The organism is Vibrio sp. SCSIO 43132 (genome assembly GCF_019904195.1).
GTDB lineage: Bacteria > Pseudomonadota > Gammaproteobacteria > Enterobacterales > Vibrionaceae > Vibrio > Vibrio nigripulchritudo.
This window is the reverse complement of record NZ_CP063199.1, coordinates 940951-961020: the sequence shown is the minus strand read 5'-3', so window position 1 is coordinate 961020 and position 20070 is coordinate 940951. Positions and strand designations below refer to the sequence as shown.

At 46.5% G+C, this 20070-nt stretch carries 19 protein-coding genes; 13 read left to right on the top strand and 6 right to left on the bottom strand.

From position 1 onward, the window contains the following. Positions 1–149 precede the first annotated feature (149 nt). Positions 150–293, bottom strand: coding sequence for a type B 50S ribosomal protein L36 (ykgO, locus tag INR79_RS04335; protein WP_004401614.1), 144 nt, complete (start codon positions 291–293; stop codon positions 150–152). Then, complete coding sequence (locus INR79_RS04330; RefSeq protein WP_004401615.1) at positions 293–568, bottom strand: type B 50S ribosomal protein L31; 276 nt, start codon at positions 566–568, stop codon at positions 293–295. The genes ykgO and INR79_RS04330 overlap by 1 nt, the downstream gene beginning before the upstream one ends. Positions 569–701: 133 nt before the next feature. On the opposite strand from INR79_RS04330, the gene tsaA reads away from it, so the two are divergent. From tsaA to INR79_RS04305, 5 genes are all read left to right on the top strand, one after another. Continuing rightward, positions 702–1400, top strand: coding sequence for a tRNA (N6-threonylcarbamoyladenosine(37)-N6)-methyltransferase TrmO (gene tsaA / locus INR79_RS04325; RefSeq protein ID WP_022591679.1), 699 nt, complete (start codon positions 702–704; stop codon positions 1398–1400). Between the two features lie 127 nt (positions 1401–1527). After that, positions 1528–3243: a proline--tRNA ligase gene (locus INR79_RS04320; RefSeq protein ID WP_223096141.1), complete on the top strand. Its 1716-nt coding sequence runs from the start codon at positions 1528–1530 to the stop codon at positions 3241–3243. Positions 3244–3395: 152 nt separating this feature from the next. Further along, positions 3396–4076: a tellurite resistance TerB family protein gene (locus tag INR79_RS04315; RefSeq protein WP_223096139.1), complete on the top strand. Its 681-nt coding sequence runs from the start codon at positions 3396–3398 to the stop codon at positions 4074–4076. A gap of 200 nt (positions 4077–4276) precedes the next feature. Beyond that, entirely contained in the window at positions 4277–4483 is a 207-nt protein-coding gene (locus tag INR79_RS04310; RefSeq protein ID WP_022549882.1) for a YaeP family protein, read from the top strand. After that, the gene (locus INR79_RS04305; protein ID WP_022549881.1) at positions 4484–4675 is read left to right on the top strand and encodes a DUF4250 domain-containing protein; all 192 of its coding nucleotides are present in this window, start codon (positions 4484–4486) and stop codon (positions 4673–4675) included. It begins immediately after the preceding gene. A 47-nt stretch (positions 4676–4722) separates the two neighbouring features. Here INR79_RS04305 and INR79_RS04300 read toward each other — a convergent pair whose 3' ends face one another. Continuing rightward, complete coding sequence (locus tag INR79_RS04300; RefSeq protein WP_004402226.1) at positions 4723–6072, bottom strand: sodium-dependent transporter; 1350 nt, start codon at positions 6070–6072, stop codon at positions 4723–4725. Positions 6073–6455: 383 nt separating this feature from the next. Here INR79_RS04300 and INR79_RS04295 point away from each other — a divergent pair, with 383 nt between their 5' ends. Continuing rightward, entirely contained in the window at positions 6456–8999 is a 2544-nt protein-coding gene (locus INR79_RS04295) for an Ig-like domain-containing protein (protein WP_223096137.1), read from the top strand. Between the two features lie 69 nt (positions 9000–9068). On the opposite strand, the gene INR79_RS04290 is transcribed toward INR79_RS04295, so the two are convergent. Both INR79_RS04290 and INR79_RS04285 read right to left on the bottom strand, forming a co-directional pair. Beyond that, positions 9069–9815: a YggN family protein gene (locus INR79_RS04290; protein ID WP_038141969.1), complete on the bottom strand. Its 747-nt coding sequence runs from the start codon at positions 9813–9815 to the stop codon at positions 9069–9071. Between the two features lie 69 nt (positions 9816–9884). Next, positions 9885–10367, bottom strand: a complete 483-nt coding sequence (locus INR79_RS04285; RefSeq protein ID WP_022604676.1) for a transcription elongation factor,GreA/GreB — start codon at positions 10365–10367, stop codon at positions 9885–9887. A gap of 69 nt (positions 10368–10436) precedes the next feature. On the opposite strand from INR79_RS04285, the gene INR79_RS04280 reads away from it, so the two are divergent. After that, a complete protein-coding gene (locus INR79_RS04280) occupies positions 10437–12359 on the top strand; it encodes an ATP-dependent DNA helicase RecQ (protein WP_223096135.1) in 1923 nt (640 codons plus the stop codon). Here INR79_RS04280 and dinB read toward each other — a convergent pair. Then, the gene (gene dinB / locus INR79_RS04275; RefSeq protein ID WP_022604687.1) at positions 12356–13423 is read right to left on the bottom strand and encodes a DNA polymerase IV; all 1068 of its coding nucleotides are present in this window, start codon (positions 13421–13423) and stop codon (positions 12356–12358) included. The genes INR79_RS04280 and dinB overlap by 4 nt on opposite strands. A gap of 337 nt (positions 13424–13760) precedes the next feature. Between dinB and INR79_RS04270 the strand changes: the two genes are divergently transcribed. The 6 genes from INR79_RS04270 (at position 13761) to INR79_RS04245 (ending at position 20039) form a co-directional block, all read left to right on the top strand. Continuing rightward, entirely contained in the window at positions 13761–14984 is a 1224-nt protein-coding gene (locus INR79_RS04270) for a diguanylate cyclase (RefSeq protein WP_004403064.1), read from the top strand. A gap of 227 nt (positions 14985–15211) precedes the next feature. Then, on the top strand, positions 15212–16237 hold the full coding sequence (locus INR79_RS04265) for a porin family protein (RefSeq protein ID WP_223096134.1): 1026 nt from the start codon (positions 15212–15214) through the stop codon (positions 16235–16237). Between the two features lie 5 nt (positions 16238–16242). Beyond that, positions 16243–16812: a tetratricopeptide repeat protein gene (locus tag INR79_RS04260; RefSeq protein ID WP_223096133.1), complete on the top strand. Its 570-nt coding sequence runs from the start codon at positions 16243–16245 to the stop codon at positions 16810–16812. Beyond that, a complete protein-coding gene (locus INR79_RS04255; protein ID WP_223096132.1) occupies positions 16809–18614 on the top strand; it encodes a FliG C-terminal domain-containing protein in 1806 nt (601 codons plus the stop codon). Before INR79_RS04260 ends, INR79_RS04255 begins: the two co-directional genes overlap by 4 nt. Next, complete coding sequence (locus INR79_RS04250; protein WP_223096131.1) at positions 18614–19393, top strand: motility protein A; 780 nt, start codon at positions 18614–18616, stop codon at positions 19391–19393. The genes INR79_RS04255 and INR79_RS04250 overlap by 1 nt, the downstream gene beginning before the upstream one ends. A gap of 1 nt (position 19394) precedes the next feature. After that, positions 19395–20039, top strand: a complete 645-nt coding sequence (locus INR79_RS04245; protein ID WP_223096130.1) for a flagellar motor protein MotB — start codon at positions 19395–19397, stop codon at positions 20037–20039. Positions 20040–20070: the final 31 nt, after the last annotated feature.

Genomic DNA, 20070 nt, shown 5'->3' with positions numbered 1-20070 from the left:
AATTAGATTCTTATAAAATGGTGCACAACCGCTACAGAACGTCCGGGTAAAATTCAGGCATAAAAAAATCGGTCTCAGAAAGATATCTGAGACCGATTTTTTAAGCCGTTTATCGTTTAAAACTTTAAACGACCTACACAAAGGTTTGCTTACTTGCGCTTCTTAACCTTTCCCTGAACCGCTTTGAAACGAGGGTTGGTTTTGCAAATCACGTAAACACGTCCACGACGCTTAACAATCTGGCAGTCTGGGTGACGCTGCTTAGCGCTTTTTAGGGAACTTAGTACTTTCATTATTCACTTGCCTCTTCTTTTTTCTTAGAAGTCATACCGCCAAAGCGACGGTTAAAGTTAGCCACACGACCTTCTTTATTAACCACACGTTGTTTGCCTGTGTAGAAAGGATGGGACTCAGAAGAAACATCCAAGGTGTAGTATGGGTAAGTATTACCGTCTTCCCATTCGATCGTGCGATCTGTTTGCAGCGTCGAGCCGATCAAAAAGTACTTATCTACACTCGTGTCATGAAATACGACAGTTCTATATTCAGGATGAATACCCGGTTTCATTTTAAGTTAACTCCGAAAAACTTAGTGTTATGTTATAACAGTGCATATTGATAACGATTATCACTTAAGATTGCAAGTATTTTTTATGATATCGTCAGCTTAATTACTCTGTTTTGAGCACCGATTCCCATTCATGACACACTCCATCGTTCCTATAGGTTTTATAGAATCTCCCTATAAAGAAAAGTTTGCTGTGCCTCGTCAGCCAAGGCTTGCGCCAAGTTCAACAGCACGAATCAAATTAACAGGAGAAGCGAATTCTCCAGAAGCTGTTCGAGATATTGAGCAATTCAGCCACATTTGGCTGTTATTTCTGTTTGACCAAAATTTAACCGCAGGTTGGAAGCCAACGGTTCGCCCTCCAAGGTTAGGGGGCAATGAAAGAATCGGGGTATTCGCCTCACGAGCCACATTTAGACCAAACGGTATTGGCATGTCAGCGGTCAAATTAAAAGGGGTTGTAAAAGAAGGTGAACAGGTCTATTTGGATCTGGGCAGTGTTGATTTGGTAGATGGCACACCTGTCATCGATATCAAACCGTATATTCCGTATTCCGATTCTATCCCTGACGCAACGGGAGGGTATGCGGAACAAGCGCCCAGTAAATTAGAGGTCAGTTTTTTGCCTGCCGCATACGAGGCACTGGATAAACACCCGAATCGCACTCAAATTGTGAATGTCATAACCGAAGTGTTAGCACAGGATCCGAGACCGGCTTACAAGAAAAACAAGCCGGATAGCAAAGAATACGCAGTAAATTTGTTCGATTTGAATGTAAAATTTTCGGTCAGCAACAACTTAGTGCTTGTTCGGGCAATTGAACACTTTTGACAATCACATTTGGCTGATATCATAAGCGGCTTGATTCGGGCTGACAGCCCCAACCTCCCTGAATAGGGACTCTTTACTCCTGCCCATTCTGGCTTGAGTAGCTAACTTTAATAAACGGATAAATTGAATGCGTACCAGTAACTATCTTCTTTCTACTCTGAAGGAGACCCCAAACGACGCAGAAGTAGTGAGCCACCAGCTCATGCTACGTGCAGGTATGATCCGTAAGCTGGCTTCAGGTTTGTATACCTGGCTGCCTACTGGTCTTCGTGTACTGCGTAAAGTCGAAAACATCGTTCGTCAAGAAATCAACAATGCAGGTGCAGTTGAAACTTTGATGCCCGTTGTACAGCCGTTTGAACTATGGGAAGAGACAGGGCGCAGCGAGAAAATGGGCGCTGAGCTACTTCGCCTTACTGACCGCCATGAACGTCCGTTTGTACTTAGCCCTACAGCTGAAGAAGTGATCACTAGCCTTGTGCGTAACGAAGTGAACTCCTATAAGCAGCTTCCGCTGAACCTTTACCAGATTCAGACCAAGTTCCGCGACGAAAGACGCCCACGTTTTGGTGTTATGCGTTCACGCGAATTCTCAATGATGGATGCGTACAGCTTCGACATTGATAAAGACGGTTTGCAACAATCTTACGACGCTATGCATGATGCTTACTGCAAAGCGTTTGATCGTATGGGTCTTAACTACCGCCCGGTTCTTGCTGATACTGGCGCTATCGGTGGTAATGGTTCTCACGAGTTCCACGTACTGGCAGAAAGTGGCGAAGATCTGATCGCCTTCTCTTCTGAGTCGGATTACGCAGCGAACATCGAAAAAGCAGAAGCTCTAGCTCCAACAACCGAGCTAGCAGCACCGACTCAGGAAATGACGTTGGTCGATACACCAAACGCGAAAACCATCGCTGAGCTGGTAGAGCAGTTTGAACTGCCAATCGAGAAGACAGTGAAAACTCTGTTCGTGAAAGCCTCTGACGAAGTAGACGCCGATATCATCGCGTTGATCATTCGTGGCGATCATGAGCTAAACGAAATCAAGGCTGAAAATCTAGCGCAGGTTGCCTCTCCACTTGAAATGGCAACAGAAGAAGAGATTCGTGCACTGATTGGCGCAGGTCCTGGTTCACTTGGTCCTGTAGGTCTAAAACTTCCGTTCATTGTTGACCGTACCGTTGCCGTAATGAGTGACTTTGGCGCTGGTGCAAACATTGATGATAAACACTACTTCGGTATCAACTGGGGTCGTGACGTCGAGCTTGGTCAGATTGAAGACCTGCGTAACGTAGTTGAAGGCGACCCTAGCCCATGTGGTCAAGGTACCATTCAGCTTAAGCGCGGTATTGAAGTCGGTCATATCTTCCAGTTAGGTAAGAACTACTCTGAGAAGATGAACTGTGGCGTACTTGGTCCAGATGGCAAAAACGTCATCCTGGAGATGGGTTGTTACGGTATTGGTGTAACACGTGTTGTTGCTGCCGCTATCGAACAGAACCACGATAAGTTCGGCATCATCTGGCCAGACGCGATTGCACCATTCCAGGTAGCTATCGTTCCTATGAACATGCACAAATCTGAGCGTGTGAAAGAAGCCGCTGAAAAACTGTACGCTGAATTAACCGCAGCAGGTATTGAAGTACTCTTTGACGATCGTAAAGAACGCCCTGGCGTCATGTTCTCTGATATGGAGTTGGTTGGTGTCCCACACACTATCGTGATTGGCGACCGTAGCATGGACGAAGGCAATTTCGAATACAAAAACCGCCGCACAGGTGACAAAACACCTGTAGCCATGGCAGATATTGTAGACCACGTTAAAGGTCAGCTGGTTTAACTCCTCTCTACAGTTTTTAACCCAAAAAAGAGCAACTGAGTTGCTCTTTTTTTATTTCTGATTCCACTCTCTGGCTCCTCACAGATTCATATTCATCTTTCATTCATATTGCCGGGCGTACTCTGGCTCAGTCCTTTAAAGCGGAGGTGAGTATGGATCTCAAAAGTCTGTTAAACCAAGCACTGAATTCTGATGTGTTAAAGCAAGGTAGTCAAAGCCTAGGGAACACTGCGCAAAGTCTCGGTAAAAGTGCGCAGCAGTTTGGGCAAGACAAAAGCCAATTAGCGACATTAGGAGCTGGTGCAGTAGGAGGTGGTTTAATCGGCTTGCTAATGGGTTCCAAAAAATCCCGCAAAATGGGGAAGAAAGCCTTAGGAGTAGGAAGCGCCGCCGCCCTTGGAGCACTTGCTTTTAAAGTTTACAACGACTGGCAGAAAAGCCAGTCAGGGAATACTTCCCCACCCCCTTCCGTTCCTCAGCTTTCAGAAGATCAACACAGTATTTTGATCTTGAAATCCATGATTGCCGCAGCGAAAGCCGATGGTCATGTCGATGCTGATGAACAACAAAAGATCCAGCAAGCCGTTGCTGAATTAGGTGCGGACGAATCGGTTCAACAGTTCGTTCAAGCCGAGCTGAATAAGCCTCTGGATCCTTCTGAAATTGCGTTGGCAGTTTCCCACAAAGAACAAGCAGCTGAAGTATATTTAGCATCGCTTCTGGTCGTCGATGATCAGAACTTTATGGAAAAGAGTTATCTCAAAGAACTCGCTAATCAGCTTGGTCTTGCTGAAGAGCTTGTGCAACAACTCGAAGCTCAGGTACAACGTTAAGTTTTCTCAGGTGGCTTTGTTCCCTCATTGCGGAGCCACCTGAGCTTTATTCTTCCTAATTGAGCGCTTAAATAAGCACCAACCTGTTCCCCATCTTGCGCTGAAACAAACTCATGTTTTGAGTTTGTTTTTTTGTATATTGAGGTCACTAGGGTAACTATGTATATTGACCGCAGTTTTCCTTTTTCTAGGTAGTTGTTATGAAAGTATTCGATTGTTGCGAAATGATTCGTGAAATGTATGCGCAGATAGGCAGTGGTGACCAAGCTTATGTGCCTAAAGCCATCGCTTGCTCTATTCGAGCACTCAATGACATCGCAGCAGACTCTAACCTTCCAAAAGACGTTCGTGAAAAAGCAGCATTTGCGGCAGCGAATCTCCTGATCTCCGATTTCGAGGATGCTTAAATGAACTTATCGAATTACGAAAATATGGATCCGGTCATGCTGATGAGTATCGTGAACATGAAACTTCGCGATGACTTCGGTGGCGATCTTGACAAGCTGGTCGTTTTCTTCGACATCGATAAAAGCAAACTGGAAGCGAGACTGGCAACGGCTGGTTTCGAGTTTCTACCTGACGCAGGTCAGTTCAGATAAAAAAACGCCGCTCAACTTGAGCGGCGTTTTTTCGTTTTCAATTTCTATTAACCGAATGAAGCCCAGATGACTGTAGCAACAAGAACAGGGCACACAAACTTCACATAAGCAGGCCATATCTTACCGAACCAACCTAACTGGAAGTCTGGGTTTCCTTGCTCTAGTTCCTTAATTTTGGAATGACGGTTCCACACCCAGCCACCAAATAAGCAGAACATAAGAGCTGCTGTCGGCTGAAGATATTGCGTTGCCACCATAGCCACCAGACCGAACAGGTCGCCAAAGTTAAAGACAATCACCACACTAAAGAGTGCGATTAATCCGCCAAGCACCCAACTTGTCAGGCTACGACCTGTATCCATTCTCTCACTTACCAGTGCGACAGGGCATTCAAGCATCGAAATTGAAGAAGTCAGTGCCGCAATCGTCAGTAATAAGAAGAAAATAATGGCAAAGATCTGACCAAGAAGACCAAGGCTTTCAAACATCAAAGGCAATACCGTAAACACAAGCGTATCGGAGCTCAGAAGAGAGCCGTCTTCCGCGTAGATTTGCACCCCTTTCTGCATAGCAACAAACATCGCAGGCATCACAACAAGACCGGCAATAAATGCCACGGCGGTATCTACGAGCGTTACATTCATCGCCATTTTAGGCAGGTTCTCTTTTTTACTCAGGTAAGAACCATAAATCAGCATTGAACAACCACCAATGGTTAACGAGAAGAAGCCTTGCCCCATTGCTGCAAGAATCAGTTTTCTGTCCCACACTTTTTCAAAATCTGGGATCAGATAGTGTTTCAGACCTTCCATCGCTCCGGATTGCATCATGATATAGATGAACAGCAGACCAAAGAGAATAAACAACGCAGGCATCAGACGAGAAGACCACTTCTCAATACCTTGTTTTACACCACCTTGAACAATCAGAATGGTAAGAACGTAAAAGGTGATGGTACCAAAAAGGTTACGTTCTACACTGAATCCTTTAAACCACTCCGCCGCCGAGACAAATCCAAATAACTCAGCGATGGCACCTAAAAGAAAACAGATCAACCAACCGCCTACAATGGAATAAAACGCCAGAACAGCACTTGGTACACTGAGACCAATCCAGCCGACTAACCCACCAACGGTTTTGCCAACCGGGTTAGCTGTTAACGACTTCATACTGTCGACAGGGTTAGCCTGACCGTGCCTGCCTATCGCCATTTCGACCACAAGCATTGGAAATGCCACAACCAAAATCATAATGAGGTAGACCATTAAAAATGCGCCACCACCATTACTTGCTGCCTGAGTAGGAAAACCCCAAATGTTTCCAAGCCCTACCGCTGCTCCTGCCGCTGCTAGAACAAACCCTAAACGCGACCCAAAATTCTCTCTTGTACTTGCCATACTTCGTTACTGACACACCTTTGAACTAGTTGACTAGTACAATAGTGTTTTCAACGCCAAATAACAAGAGATAGCAGTATCATTAACCAGCTAACAGCTCGCAAAACAAACGATTCATCTAGTAAAAAAGAACGGGCTATTCATCAGATAGAAACAACCTTTTCAATAAAGTGAGATGCCTCGTAAAGCTGTTGAAATAGCCAGTTAGCAGAATATTTCTCTGTGATATTCCATCTAGTTTTGCAATTAATTCAAAACCCTACCAATGACATTGCTTAAAAATCCATCTAATAAGGGAAAGATTCGTGCTTTTTGCGTTTGTAGATTGAAGCACTTTAGTTCTGGGGGAGCAGTCAGTCCCCATTTTTATGACGGGAGAAGAAATGAAAAGGACAATTATCAGCGGCGCTATTCTGTCCGCTCTTAGCCTTGCTGGCTCAGTACAGGCGGCGACGGTCGACTGTACTGCTTTGCCAGTTTGGCAACCAGAAACAACCTATTCCACAGATGGAAAGGTCCAGTTTGAAAACAATGCTTATCAAGCGAGATGGTGGTCGCAAGGAAAATCGCCGGCTACCCATTCTGGTGACTGGCAGGAGTGGCAATGGTTAGGGGCTTGCAGTGGTTATAATGCACTGCCAGAAGTGACCATCACTTCCCCATTGAACAATGCTCAGCTATCCACAGGGCAGATAATCGGATTACAAGCCAACGCATCAGACATTGACGGAAATGTCGCACAGGTAGAATTCTTCCTTTCTGGTGTAAGCCTGGGTGTTGTAACTGCCGCTCCTTACACTCTGGACTGGACAACAACGACAGGTAGCCACACCATTTCTGCTGTTGCAACTGACAATCTGGGCGCAACAAACGAAGCCACCGTGCAGATCAGCGTAAGCCCTGCGGGTGATTTGGTTCCGCCAAGCATTCAATTGACGTCTCCGACAGGCTCAGAAACCTTAGTTCAGGGTGATGTGCTGGCTATCGCAGCTAACGCTTCTGACACCGATGGCTCTGTCTCGAAAGTCGAGTTTTATGTTGATAACACCTTGGTTGCAACAGACACCACCGCACCATTTGAGCACAACTGGACAGCCGTTGCGGGTTCGCACGTTGTTTCCGCTAAAGCAACGGACAATGACAACCAGTCTACCGCTAGTCAGGAAGTCACAGTTAACGTGAATTCAGGGTCTTCTGGTGGTTGTGCCGATGCTGTTCCATACGTAGCTGGGACAGCTTACTCAAACGGCGATCTGGTTGAAAACAATAACCAGAAATACCGTTGTGACCAAGCTGGATGGTGTTCATCAAGCTCCGCGTGGGCGTATGAACCTGGAGTAGGAGCTCACTGGCAGGAAGCGTGGACAGGTTTAGGCGCTTGCAGCGCGGCACCTGAAGTAACACTAACTGCACCAGCGACAGGTGACGTCATCCTCGCAGGATCCACGGTTGCTGTCAGCGCCAATGCATCTGATGCAGACGGCACAGTGACGCAAGTTGAATTCTTCGCAAACAGCACCAGCATCGGTGTTGATACTCAAGCGCCTTACACTGTGAACTGGTCTGCAACTGCTGTTGGCGAGACAACGGTCAAAGCCGTCGCAACAGACAACGGTGGTTCAACGGGTGAAGCTTCGGCTTTGGTTACTGTTAGCGATCAGCCTGTTGTTACCCGCTTAACAGCGCCTGCAAACGGCAGTGTGGTAGGAGTGGGTAAATCAACACTAGTAAGCGCTGACGCCACCAGCCTGACAGGCACAGTCCAAAGCGTTGATTTCCTGGTGAACGGTTCCGTCATTGCTTCAGATACTACTGCGCCTTACAGCACAAACTGGACTCCGGCAGCAATTGGTAGCTACACACTGACGGTTATTGCGAAAGATTCGGCTGGCAACAGTGCAGTATCGTCAGGTGTTACAGTGAGCGCTGTTGAACAGGTAGCGAAAAAACATAACCTGATTGGTTACTGGCACAACTTCGTTAACGGCTCAGGGTGCCCAATTCGTCTAGCGGATATGTCTGAGCGTTGGGACATCATTGATATCGCGTTCGCAGACAATGATCGCAACAGCGACGGAACGGTCCACTTTAACCTTTACTCTGGCGACATTCACAGCACCTGCCCTGCAATGGATCCTGTTCAGTTCAAGCAGGACATGGCAGCGCTACAGGCGAAAGGTAAGATCTTCGTTCTCTCTCTAGGCGGTGCAGAAGGCACCATCACTCTTAACACAGATCAGGATGAAGCTAACTTTGTCAGCAGCCTGACCGCTATCATCAAGGAGTGGGGCTTTGATGGCCTAGATGTAGACTTAGAAAGCGGGTCAAACCTTGTTCATGGTTCCCAAATTCAGGCTCGTCTCGGTCGTGCTCTGAAGGCTATTGAAGCTAATACAGGCGGAGATATGTACCTGACCATGGCACCTGAACACCCTTATGTACAGGGCGGAATGGTCGCTTACACGGGTATCTGGGGTGCGTATATTCCGGTCATTGACCAAGTACGCGATACGCTAGACCTGCTTCACGTACAGCTCTACAACAATGGCGGTTTACCTAACCCTTACATGCCAGGTGCAGCGCCTGAAGGTTCTGTCGATATGATGGTGGCTTCAGCGAAGATGCTGGTGGAAGGCTTTGCTCTGGCGGACGGTTCTCAGTTTGCTCCGTTGCGTGACGATCAGGTAGCCATTGGCTTGCCATCTGGACCTAGCAGCGCGAACTCTGGTCAGGCTCCGGTTCAAAACATCTACGACGCTCTGGACTGTCTGATTAAGGGCACTAAGTGTAGTTCTGTTGTTCCGGCGAAACTGTACCCGAACTTCGGTGGCGTGATGACCTGGTCCATTAACTGGGATCAGCACGACGGTTTCAACTTCTCTGTCCCTGTTGGTAACAAGCTAGACCAACTGAACGCAGGCAAGTAAAACGAACTCAAACACAAAGGGGAGCCATCGGCTCCCCTTCTTTAATACATACCTAACTTTAATACATACCTAAATTAAGAACACCGGATAATCTTTTAGCTCTGGAATCTTCTCATGCAGCTTCTGTTCTTCTGTTGCCACGTCTTTCAGTTGGTCACAGTATTGCTGTGCTTCTTTACGAATCTCTTCAGACTGTCCTTGGATTTTCTCTTTTAAAGAATCTTTAAGAGCACTCATCTGTTTTTGCATTTCGGTAAAGTTAATGCCACCGTCGGTTTTCATTTTTTCCGACAACGCCGAAAAAGCGCTCGAGAAAAACTCACCATTAAAGGTTTGCATGGCACCTTCAAAGTCTTTCTTCCAATTGCTAAAGGCATCTTTGAATGCATTTTCCTTCAGGATGAACTCTCCTTCCTGATAGTAACGTGACTCGAGCTCTGAATAGAAATCATCAATAGCGGATTTCACATTGCTAAACGCTTCGCTATTGTCAAAGCTGGCACTGACGTCATCCACAATGTCTTTTGCCAGATCAGCACCGTTATTGGCAATGTCTTTGGCTCTTGGGACGTACTCGTTCATTTTTTCGCGGTAAGTGTCCACTGCCTGAGCTTGCCACTCACTGAGTGACAATTTTTCTCCATTAATGAATACGTTGTTGTCTTTGTCGATCAGAACTTTCGCCTGACCTTGTTGATATACTTCGACTTCATGTCCGTCCAAATGGACTTCATTTTCTACATCTACTTCGCATTGAGACGCATGTGAGTAAGTACTCATTGTCAGCAATGCCAATCCTATCCATTTTTTATACATAGTCACCTCAACATCGACCACTACTTCGCCCAAGTTAGCAAAGTGAGTGAGTAAAATGTCAGTAGTTTGTTATATAAGGGAAACAATTTCGTATTCGGTTCGCTGGTGTCCCGCTTGCAGAGACACTTCATCTCCCAAGTATTTTCCCTTCAATTCTTGTCCAAGAGGCGCTTGCAGAGTCACAACAGCAACTGGTTCGCCATTAAGCTCAACGCTCATTCCACCTGCAGAAGGACCGATAAAATACCAGAAAGTTGTGCCTTCTCGGTTTTCAAGTTGGATCAGTGCCGTCATGCCTATCGGTGTATCTTCGTCATACTCACGCAAGATCAGTTCTGAGTACAAGCGGATATTTTCTTCACACTCAGCCACTCTCTGAGCCTGGCCATGCGCCAGGTACGCCGCTTCCAGTGCCAGAGTGTCGTACTTGTGTTCGGGCACGGTTTCTTCATCTGTCGCAGAATCAATGGCAGTTTGCGCAGCGCTGTACGCGGTTTGATGAGTGCGTTGCAATTCAACCAGAAATGCCTGTCGGAGTTCAGACTTGTTCATATTCTTTTGATTATGGTTTCCAATGAACTGCTAGAATACTCGCACTGATACTCATAGGGGAAGTTTTAGATGGTCGATCAGGCTGTTCGCCAAAGTTTGCAGCAGGTTTTTGGCTTTGATTCATTGAGAAATGGTCAAGAAGAAGTGGTTACTCACATACTTCAGGGACACTCCAGTGCCTCTATTTTTCCAACGGGTTCAGGTAAATCACTGTGTTATCAATTGCCTGCGCTGCATTTACCTCACCTGACATTGGTTATCTCTCCACTGCTTGCCCTGATTAAAGACCAGCTTCAGTTTCTCAAGAGCAAAGGCATAGCCGCCGAGTCTATCGATTCAACGCAAGACAGAGAAACCTCACAACGCATTATGCAGTCGGTACGAAACGGGACCACCAAGATCTTAATGATTTCTGTGGAAAGACTGAAAAACGAACGTTTCAGACAATTCATTTCGCAAGTGCCGATTTCCATGTTGGTGGTGGACGAAGCGCACTGTATTTCGGAGTGGGGGCACAACTTCCGCCCTGATTACCTTAAACTGCCGCAATATCAAAAATCCCTGAATATCCCGCAAGTACTTTTGCTGACCGCGACCGCGACGCCGAAAGTCATCGAGGATATGCAATCTAAGTTCAATATCCAGCGAGAGCACATAACGGTGACCGGGTTCTACCGTTCCAACCTGCGACTGGACATTCAACCCTGCCTTCAGTCTGAGCGTTTGGACAAGCTGACGAATATTCTTCACAGCCAGTCTGATAGCCCAACGATTGTTTACGTCACACTGCAAAACTCCGCAGAACAAGTCGCCAGTTATCTGCGCGAATATGGTATTAACGCGCTGGCATACCATGCGGGTTTAAAAAGTGAAGACAGAGAATGCATCCAGCACGACTTTATGACGGGTGCCGTTCCTTGCATTGTGGCAACCATCGCTTTTGGTATGGGCGTAGATAAATCTGACATTCGACGAGTGATTCATTTTGATTTACCTAAATCGATAGAGAATTACTCGCAGGAAATTGGTCGTGCAGGTCGGGATGGGCAACACTCTGACTGCATTTTACTTGGAGACAAATCTGGACTGACCATTCTGGAGAATTTCGTTTACGGCGACACACCCGACGCCAATTCCATTCAGTTAGTGATAGAACAGATCTACCAGAGCGGAAGTGAGTGGAGCATTATGCTCAACCGTCTTTCTAAAGAATCCAATATTCGTCAGTTGCCACTTAAGACTCTGTTGGTGTATCTGGAACTGCAAGGCGTGATTGAGCCAAGATTCAGTTACTTTGCAGACTATCGATTTAAGCTGAATATGGAACAGCAACAGATTTGTGCTCGTTTCCAGGGCGAAAGAAAACAATTTGTAGAAGCGATTTTCCAGTGCTCGCCAAAGGCCAAGACGTGGCATACCTTAGACTTTGATGCGCTTTGGCAAGGATACTCTGCCGAGCGAAGCCGAGTAGTGTCTGCCTTAGACTACTTCCATGAAAACGGATGGATTGAGTTGGAAAGCAAACAAGCCACCGATGTGTACCGAGTGCTGAATACACAATCTGCTCCAAATGAACTCGCTCATCAGATGCATAGCCTGTTTGAGCAAAAAGAGCTAAGTGAGGTAGAACGTATACGAACTATGGTAGCGTTTTTTGAAGAGTCACGCTGTCTGAGTTATCAACTTGCCTCCTACTTTGCCGATGAAAACGCACCAGCGGAATGTGGTCATTGCTCGGTCTGTGAAGGAAGAGTCGCTCAATTGCCCGGAGCAGAGCCAGTTCCTGTTGATTCCACAAATATTGAGCATTGGATCGCTCCTTACTTAAAGGCAACGAGAGGCTCGGCAACTCCTCAGGCTTTGGCTAGGTTCCTTTGTGGTATTGCGACCCCTGAGTCCACCAGCGTCAAAGCAAGGCAAATGGAAGGCTTCGCGAAATTAGAAAGTACGCCATTTAGTGAAGTGCTTAATCACTTAAAACAGTCTCTCTAAAAGAAACTGAGCTGACGCGCCTCCTGCTCGGGTTTAAGCATCACGTTTAACCCGAGTAATCGAATCTCACGACCTTTCTGGCGTTGAAGTACTTTTTCTAATAAGCCCCGAAAATCTTCCAACTCCAGTTCACCGTGAATGTGTTCAATGGTGGTTTGCTGAAAATCGGCAAACTTCATTTTAATGCCTTGCTTAATGATGGATTTATCCGGTGATGCTTTTACCAGTCGCTGCTCCAGTTCCGGATACAACTTTTCAGAAATCACCTGCCAGCATTCATCAAAGGTACTGATATTTTGTGAAAAGGTTCGCTCTACCCCAACTGATTTCCGTTCGCGCTCTGTTTCAATATTCCGGTTATCAATGCCATGGCTTCGTTTCCAAAGCGACGCCCCTAATCTGCCAAAACGAGTCAAAAGGTCACGATAGTCGGACTCACGAATGTCCAGGCAAGTGTAAAAGCCAGCATTATTAAGTTTTTCCAGGGTCACTTTTCCAACCCCAGGGATCTTATCTAGCGTCAGTGTATCTATGGTCTCCTGCACCTTCTCAGGTGGAATGACACACAGACCATTCGGTTTATTAATGTCAGACGCCACTTTCGCCAGAAACTTGATGGGGGCAACACCAGCCGAAGCCGTTAGCTTCAGCTCATGCCAAATATCGTATCGGATTGCCTCGGCAATTAATGTGGCGCTACCGTGAAGAACGTTGGACTCCGACACGTCCAGATAGGCTTCATCCAGTGACAGAGGCTCTATCAGTTGAGTGTATCGTTCGAAAATACTGCGGATCTTGCGGGATGTTTCTACGTAAACTTGCATGCGTCCGGGAACCACTAACAAATTGGGGCATAACTTGAGTGCCTGCCCCGTAGGCATGGCAGAACGCACTCCGAATTTTCGCGCTTCATAATTGCAGGTACTCAGCACGCCGCGCTGTTTTTCGCTTCCCCCAACGGCCAGAGGACGACCACGATAGGAAGGGTTATCGCGCATTTCAACGGCGGCATAAAAACAATCCATATCAACATGGATGATTTTCCTCGTCGTATCTACTGACATGGCTATCACTCAAAGCACAAAAAACACTGTATATAAAGTCAGTATAATAAAACTCATGCTCTTTTCACAGTACAAAGATGAGCTGAGTGCTCGCTCTGCTGACAGCTCATGTCAGTAGTCAAGATTCGCTTAGCCTTCAACCTAAGAATTTTGATTGTGATCCAGAAAGAAATCCGCCCTTTGAAAATGATTGATTATAAAGCTGAATCATATTTGGAATATGTCTCAACCTTTTTACCAGTGTGGAAATAATCCAGTTTTTAATGGAAGTACTCATTTTTGTGATTAAACTTAACAAACGGGTAACGTGTATCAAAAAGAAGAAGTTGGAGCTCTGGTGTTAAATCGGATTTTGGTTGTCGAGGATAGCCGCGCTTTTCGCAACTATCTCAACTCACAACTTGGACAAATTGGTTTTGAGGTCGTTCTGGCAGAATCGCTGGAAGCAGCCAATAACATAATAAAACATGATACTAACTTTCTATGCGCTGTATTGGACTATTGCTTGCCGGATGGTCCCGACGGCGAAGTGATCGATCTTGTCTTGTCGCACAAAGTCCGTGCTATCGTCCTGACTGCGCAATTTAACGAGAACATTCGTGAAAGTGTTATCGCAAAAGGTGTGTTGGATTACATCACCAAAGACAGCAGTGCCTCCGTTTCTTATCTTATCCCTTTACTGAAACGCCTGATGGCAAATCACACTCATAAAGCCTTGGTGGTTGACGATTCAGTGACCGTCCGCAACCATGTCGTCTACCTCCTGGAACATCAGTATATCGATACACTGCAAGCTAAAGATGGCGAGCAGGCCATGGAAGTTCTGGCGAAAAACCCTGATATCACGATGATCATCACCGATCATGACATGCCAAATAAAGACGGCATTACCATGACTCGTGAGATCCGCAACCAGTACGACAGAAACCACCTAGCTATTTTGGGGCTATCTGGAAACAACGACAGAACCATGACCGCTCGATTTTTGAAAGCGGGCGCAAATGACTTCTTGTATAAGCCGTTCAACCAGGAAGAATTTTACTGTCGGGTTCAGCACATATTGGATATGAAAGACGCCACCGACGAGTTGTATCGAATAGCTAACCAAGATGCTCTCACCGGATTATGGAACCGCCGCTACCTGTTTGGCGAAAACGGCACTAAATGCTGCGATAACCGCAATGTTGCCATGATAGACATCGACTTCTTTAAGAAGGTAAACGACACCTACGGACATGACGGCGGGGATCGCGCACTGGTCACAGTGGCTCAGATTATTTCTATTTACTTTAAGAATGAAATTGCTGCCCGATTCGGGGGAGAAGAGTTCTGTATTCAGCATTGTGGTGATTACGAAGAGTTCCAGACCCGATTAGAAAACATGCGTCAGCGCATTGAAAAAACAGCGGTTCAATACGAAGACCAGCGAATTAATCTCACCGTAAGTATTGGGGTGAGCTGCGGCGACCAGAGCAAGTCTTTGGAAGACATTATCCGTGACGCAGACGATCTGCTTTACCAAGCGAAAGAAGAAGGTCGAAATCGCCTCATTGCGCGGTAACGACCTCCGACCTCCCCCATAAATCTCCAAAATTCACCCAGACACTAAACAAAGCACAGCATACGTTTAATTTTCTAGCCGCGGCTTTATTGCACCGAACCCCAAGGGTTTTCACAATACCTTAGTCACCCTCAGTGACCTTATGAAGCCGCGAAAATTGGGACTCTCTTTTTCCACATCAGCTTCCAGGGTCGCTCAACTCAAATTCGACCAAATGGAGCTTCATTGTGTGGAAGAAACTGACTTCTCTTGCTGCAAGTACAATCCTGCTTATCCACTCTCCTTTCACTGCTGCGAAACAATTTAACGAGCTTTTTTCTTCCGATAATAACGAAGCACAAACCGTCGAAGAATTTCTAGAACAAGACGACCTGTGGTTTGAAATACTCGATAACAAAGCACTGGTAGAAATCAAAAGCGTTTCCCTTTATTTCGAAGGAAAAGCCGTCACTGAAAAAGAAAAAACCGAACTGCTTAAGCTCTCTTCCATCCTGACTAAAAAGATGAAAGACAATGGACTGAAGGTGCGAAGCTGTATTGAGTGTGGCAAGACTCAAGTGGCGATGTCTGCGTCGAACGTAAGATATAAGCACGGTTTAGCCAGCAACGACGAACTGAGAAAGCTCGGTAAGCAAATTCGGGTAGATGCGTTTCTTTCATGGCGCGCCCCGCTGAATCAAGACACACACAGCATTACCATGTCACTGGTGAGCACCAAAAATAACGAAGTGGTGTGGACGGGAAACTTCGACCTGAAGGAGTCGCCGGAAGAGATAGCAAAGAAGAGTGTCAAGGAGAGCGGGTTCGGGGTCGCTCTTGGTTACATTGGTATCGCCGGTACTTCTAATAAAGGCGAAGACATTCAGAACGTCACCGACATTTCTGTCCGATACTACAGCGGGCACAGTCCGTCGGAAAAAGCACACTTTGCATTTATTGGTAACTACTTCCGCAATTTCGACAGCAGCAGCGATTTCTCCATTCAGGGTTTTGGTGCGGAAGCGCGTGCCCTTTACGCCATTACTGATGACTGGCTTTCCATTTATGCGGGATCTGGATTTCAGTTTGTAGAAAACAAGCAGAAAATCTCGGTTCGAACCGGTATTGAGCTTTCTCCACCTCGCAATGCTTTCTTTACTCATGGCGACATCTTCGTCGATGTTGGTCTGATGTACATTACCAAAGACACCTACGAAAACGGCACCTGGGGTGGTAATCCTGCGTTTGATCTGACCTTAGGCGTGAGGTTCTAAATACGATGAAACTTAAATTAGCTTGCCTGTCATTAATGCTAGTCGCATTTCAGTCTATGGCGCAGGAAACCGATACTTCAGCTATCAATCAGAGAGTCAAAATGAAGGACGGTAAGATCACCATCCATTTACAGGGGCATGCCTATGAGTCTGGAGTTCAGTTCGACCTCTCTGACCCAGATATGGTGCTTACGATTGAAACCGATCCAAGTGCAGCGCCTCAGGTACTCCAGCCATTGCCAGAACCAACAAATGACGAGTTGGAAAGTGAACCGGAAAATCACCAGAACACCCCTGCTCCAGAAGAAGACTCTCCCTTTAATGAAGCTAAGGCACTAGCGTTAAAAGTAGAAGCTCAAGAAAGAGCAGTGAGCGGAGATTTTGATCAAGCTTTACAGCTTCTTAATGAGGCACAACCTCTTTCTGCCCAACCTGCAAAAATATTAGCCACAAAAGGCAGTGTTCTATACAAGCTGGGAAATGTTGAAAGCGCGATTGTCGCTTGGCAACAAGCATTGGAACTCGACCCGAATCTCGGTGAGGTTAAACGTATGATGGAGTGGCTAGAGAAATGATTAAACTGCATCATCTGACCTTCGCGGTTGCATTAGTCGCAGCTTTTGGCGTGGTCGCTCAGCCGTCTAGTGAAATTCAGGCACTGGAATTTTCAGCAAAGCTGGAACAGCGTTTGAACAGCGACATTGAACGTATTATTGGTGCCAATAAGCACGTGCTGACTATTCAGTCGGAGCTGGTTACCAAGAAGCTTCAAGCTGATCCTCAAAATCAGAAGTCTGCTGCACCTGAAATATCTGAAAGACCGGAAGCGCCACAAACTGTCGCCGTTCCAGTGACCATACCTACGCAACCTGTCCCCGAATTGCCTGGACTGAGTGGCATCCCCGCTCAAGACACGATAGACGTACCTGCTCCTGCAGCACCTGCTGTTGAGCCTGTTTCATCACCTAAGCCAAAGCTACCTGCACCTAAAGCATCAGTAGCGCCAACAAAGCCAGAGAGTTCAACGGAGATCAACAAAATAGCCGTCACTTTATTGCTTGAAAATCAGGTAACGAATGAAAATACTCAGCTAATTAAAAAACTGCTGATTCAAAAAGTGGATTACAACCCATTGCGAGGAGACACCATTGACATCATTCGCACAGAATTCTCAGTACCTGTACCAGAAGGTACACCTCCGGTTGAAGCTCAGCCTTTGTGGCAGGAGCACCTGTGGGTAGCCTGGATCCTTGCCGCACTCATTTTGCTGCTGTTGGTCATGCTGTGGAGAAAAGCGAGAGCAAACAACCAAACTTCAGTCACTAATGCTGAACCAACTACAGGCGTAAAAGCATTGCAAGCAGAACCGCTGCTTTCTCAACAATGCTACGAACACGAGGCTTGCCGTCAGGAGCTAGTTAAATACAGCCTGAGCGAACCTCAGAAAGTCGATAGCGTTATCCGAAAGCTGAGTCTGAATGAGCAGAACCTGCCTATGTTCGCCTGTGTGTATCAAGAACTGGGACGCGCGCTGTTTACTACCATGTACCCAAGTCTGACGGCAAAAATACCGAGTTACATCAAGTACCTTGAAGAATCGCCAGCCGATAAAGAGCAGGTAATGGCTCACTTAAAATCGTTTAAACAACTTCTGGTGGATTCCAACCCAACGACCGATTCCGCAAGGAAAAACCAGCCATTTGATTTCTTGGAAAACCTGACGACCAACCAGCTAAGATGGCTTCTGGAAAACGAATCTGACCGAATTCAGGCAATGGTGATCTCTCAGCTTTCACCTTCACGCTCATCAGAATTGTTGGCGGCTTATCCAACAGAAAGGCAGGCGCATCTTGCGATGGAGATTGCACGACTAGAGGCATTACCCATGACCGCATTTAATGATGTTGCTTCCTCCCTGGCGGCAAAAGCGCAGTCTGTTCCGGATTTCCGTACTCTGCCAACTGACGGTCCTCAGGTGCTTTCTAACATTCTGGATGGGCTGAACATCAGTAAACAAACTGAGCTGCTGAACCAGCTAAAAGACACATCTCCAGGGGCTTATGTACAGCTTAAGCAAAGCTACTTCACCTTTGATGACATCTGGCGCACACCTGCCAAAGTCATCAGCAACCACATTCGAAGTGTCCCGCCTCAGACTCTGGCAATTGCGCTTTCTGATGTACCAGAAGAAAAAGTATGCAGCCTGATCTCCGAGTGCCCGGAACGTTACATCACCATGGTGTCCAGTGAGGTTGAAATGCAATCCGATGTGGATGAAGAAACCAGAAATGCTGCCAAGCTTGAAGTCGTGCAGGTGATGCGACAGGCGCTGGAAGAGAAAAAATTTAAAATGAGCGATCTGGAGGTCACTGCCTAATGTCGATTAGCACCATTACAGGCTGGATTTTTGCAGCCGCGGTACTGGTCACCGCAGTGGTCACCAGCACCGATAATTACTGGCTCTTCGTCAGTTTATCGAGTTTTCTCATCGTATTGGGTGGCACATCTACCGCGGCGTTGATCAGTTACTCATACCCGCTGTTCTTCCGTGCAATTCAAGCTGTGCTAAAAAGTCTGTTTGATGGCAAGAATGAAACCAAGCTCAAACACTCATCTATTCTCCGTTCTATCGAGTGGAACAAGGTATACCGCACGGATGGTATTACCGGGCTGGAAAACTCTCTATCAGAAAAAGAACAAAAGGATCCTTTTATCTCAATGGCTATTGAGCTTTTAGGTACAGGGTACAAAGGGAAAGAATTGCATGCACTGCTGATGGAAAGTAACGAAAGCCAGCGCGCCCGCGAAGCTCAACCCGCCAACGTTCTGAGCACCATGGCAAACTTTTCACCCGCATTTGGCATGATAGGGACATTGGTGGGTCTGATTGTCATGCTTGATAGCCTGGATGGCGATATGGCGACCATGGGCAAAGGGCTGGCTATCGCATTGTTGACGACACTTTACGGCACATTGATGGCACAGGTGTTCTTTAAGCCTTCGGCCATTAATGTGCGTCGGAAATCCGATGAAAACTACCACCGAAGAGAAATGCAGATTAAAGCGTTTGTGATGATGACAGAAAAGCAGCCTGATCTGCACATCAAAGACTCCATGAACTGCTATCTTCCTCCTAAAAAGCGTCTGGAGTCTTAATATGCCTCGAAGACGCCACAACGATGCTGATGTACGTGAAGACAACGACTGGCTTGTCACCTACAGTGATTTCATCACTTTGCTGATGACGTTCTTCATCGTCATTCTGGCTACGTCACAAATCGATCAGGGTAAGTTTGAAGACTTCAAAGCAGGCTGGAATGCACTGACTCAACGCGATGTGCCTTTACCCATGAATGATCTGCTCAAATCACTGGAGTCTGCCACGGAACAAGAGCCCATCACCCTGACTCAGGTGCCAGACGGCATTAAAGTGGACTTTGATACCGAGGCGCTGTATCAGCAAGGCTCCGCAGATTTGAGTGAAGAAGGAATAAGATTGCTTGGCATTTTTGCAAACTCTCTCAAACAGGTGGACATCTCTGGCAAAGAAGTGGTTGTCGAGGGGCATACTGACGATGTACCTATTCAAAATGAAGAGTTTGACAGTAACTGGGAGCTTTCCGGGGCAAGATCCATAGGGGTAGCACGGCATCTGATTTCGCTGTCTGTCGACAGAAACAAAGTCAGCGCCGTTGCCTTTGCAGACACTTACCCACAAAGCGCAGAGACTGACTCAATTGAAGAACAGAGAAAACAGAACCGCCGGGTAAGCATCTATATTCGACGTAGTTCGAGGCACTGATGTTCGAGGTATTAATAGCCTAGATACTTAC

Coding starts and splice junctions, on each gene's coding strand:
- ykgO (WP_004401614.1), bottom strand. CDS start 293: ATGAAAGTACTAAGTTCCCTAAAAAGCGCTAAGCAGCGTCACCCAGAC.
- INR79_RS04330 (WP_004401615.1), bottom strand. CDS start 568: ATGAAACCGGGTATTCATCCTGAATATAGAACTGTCGTATTTCATGAC.
- tsaA (WP_022591679.1), top strand. CDS start 702: ATGACACACTCCATCGTTCCTATAGGTTTTATAGAATCTCCCTATAAA.
- INR79_RS04320 (WP_223096141.1), top strand. CDS start 1,528: ATGCGTACCAGTAACTATCTTCTTTCTACTCTGAAGGAGACCCCAAAC.
- INR79_RS04315 (WP_223096139.1), top strand. CDS start 3,396: ATGGATCTCAAAAGTCTGTTAAACCAAGCACTGAATTCTGATGTGTTA.
- INR79_RS04310 (WP_022549882.1), top strand. CDS start 4,277: ATGAAAGTATTCGATTGTTGCGAAATGATTCGTGAAATGTATGCGCAG.
- INR79_RS04305 (WP_022549881.1), top strand. CDS start 4,484: ATGAACTTATCGAATTACGAAAATATGGATCCGGTCATGCTGATGAGT.
- INR79_RS04300 (WP_004402226.1), bottom strand. CDS start 6,072: ATGGCAAGTACAAGAGAGAATTTTGGGTCGCGTTTAGGGTTTGTTCTA.
- INR79_RS04295 (WP_223096137.1), top strand. CDS start 6,456: ATGAAAAGGACAATTATCAGCGGCGCTATTCTGTCCGCTCTTAGCCTT.
- INR79_RS04290 (WP_038141969.1), bottom strand. CDS start 9,815: ATGTATAAAAAATGGATAGGATTGGCATTGCTGACAATGAGTACTTAC.
- INR79_RS04285 (WP_022604676.1), bottom strand. CDS start 10,367: ATGAACAAGTCTGAACTCCGACAGGCATTTCTGGTTGAATTGCAACGC.
- INR79_RS04280 (WP_223096135.1), top strand. CDS start 10,437: ATGGTCGATCAGGCTGTTCGCCAAAGTTTGCAGCAGGTTTTTGGCTTT.
- dinB (WP_022604687.1), bottom strand. CDS start 13,423: ATGTCAGTAGATACGACGAGGAAAATCATCCATGTTGATATGGATTGT.
- INR79_RS04260 (WP_223096133.1), top strand. CDS start 16,243: ATGAAACTTAAATTAGCTTGCCTGTCATTAATGCTAGTCGCATTTCAG.
- INR79_RS04255 (WP_223096132.1), top strand. CDS start 16,809: ATGATTAAACTGCATCATCTGACCTTCGCGGTTGCATTAGTCGCAGCT.
- INR79_RS04250 (WP_223096131.1), top strand. CDS start 18,614: ATGTCGATTAGCACCATTACAGGCTGGATTTTTGCAGCCGCGGTACTG.
- INR79_RS04245 (WP_223096130.1), top strand. CDS start 19,395: ATGCCTCGAAGACGCCACAACGATGCTGATGTACGTGAAGACAACGAC.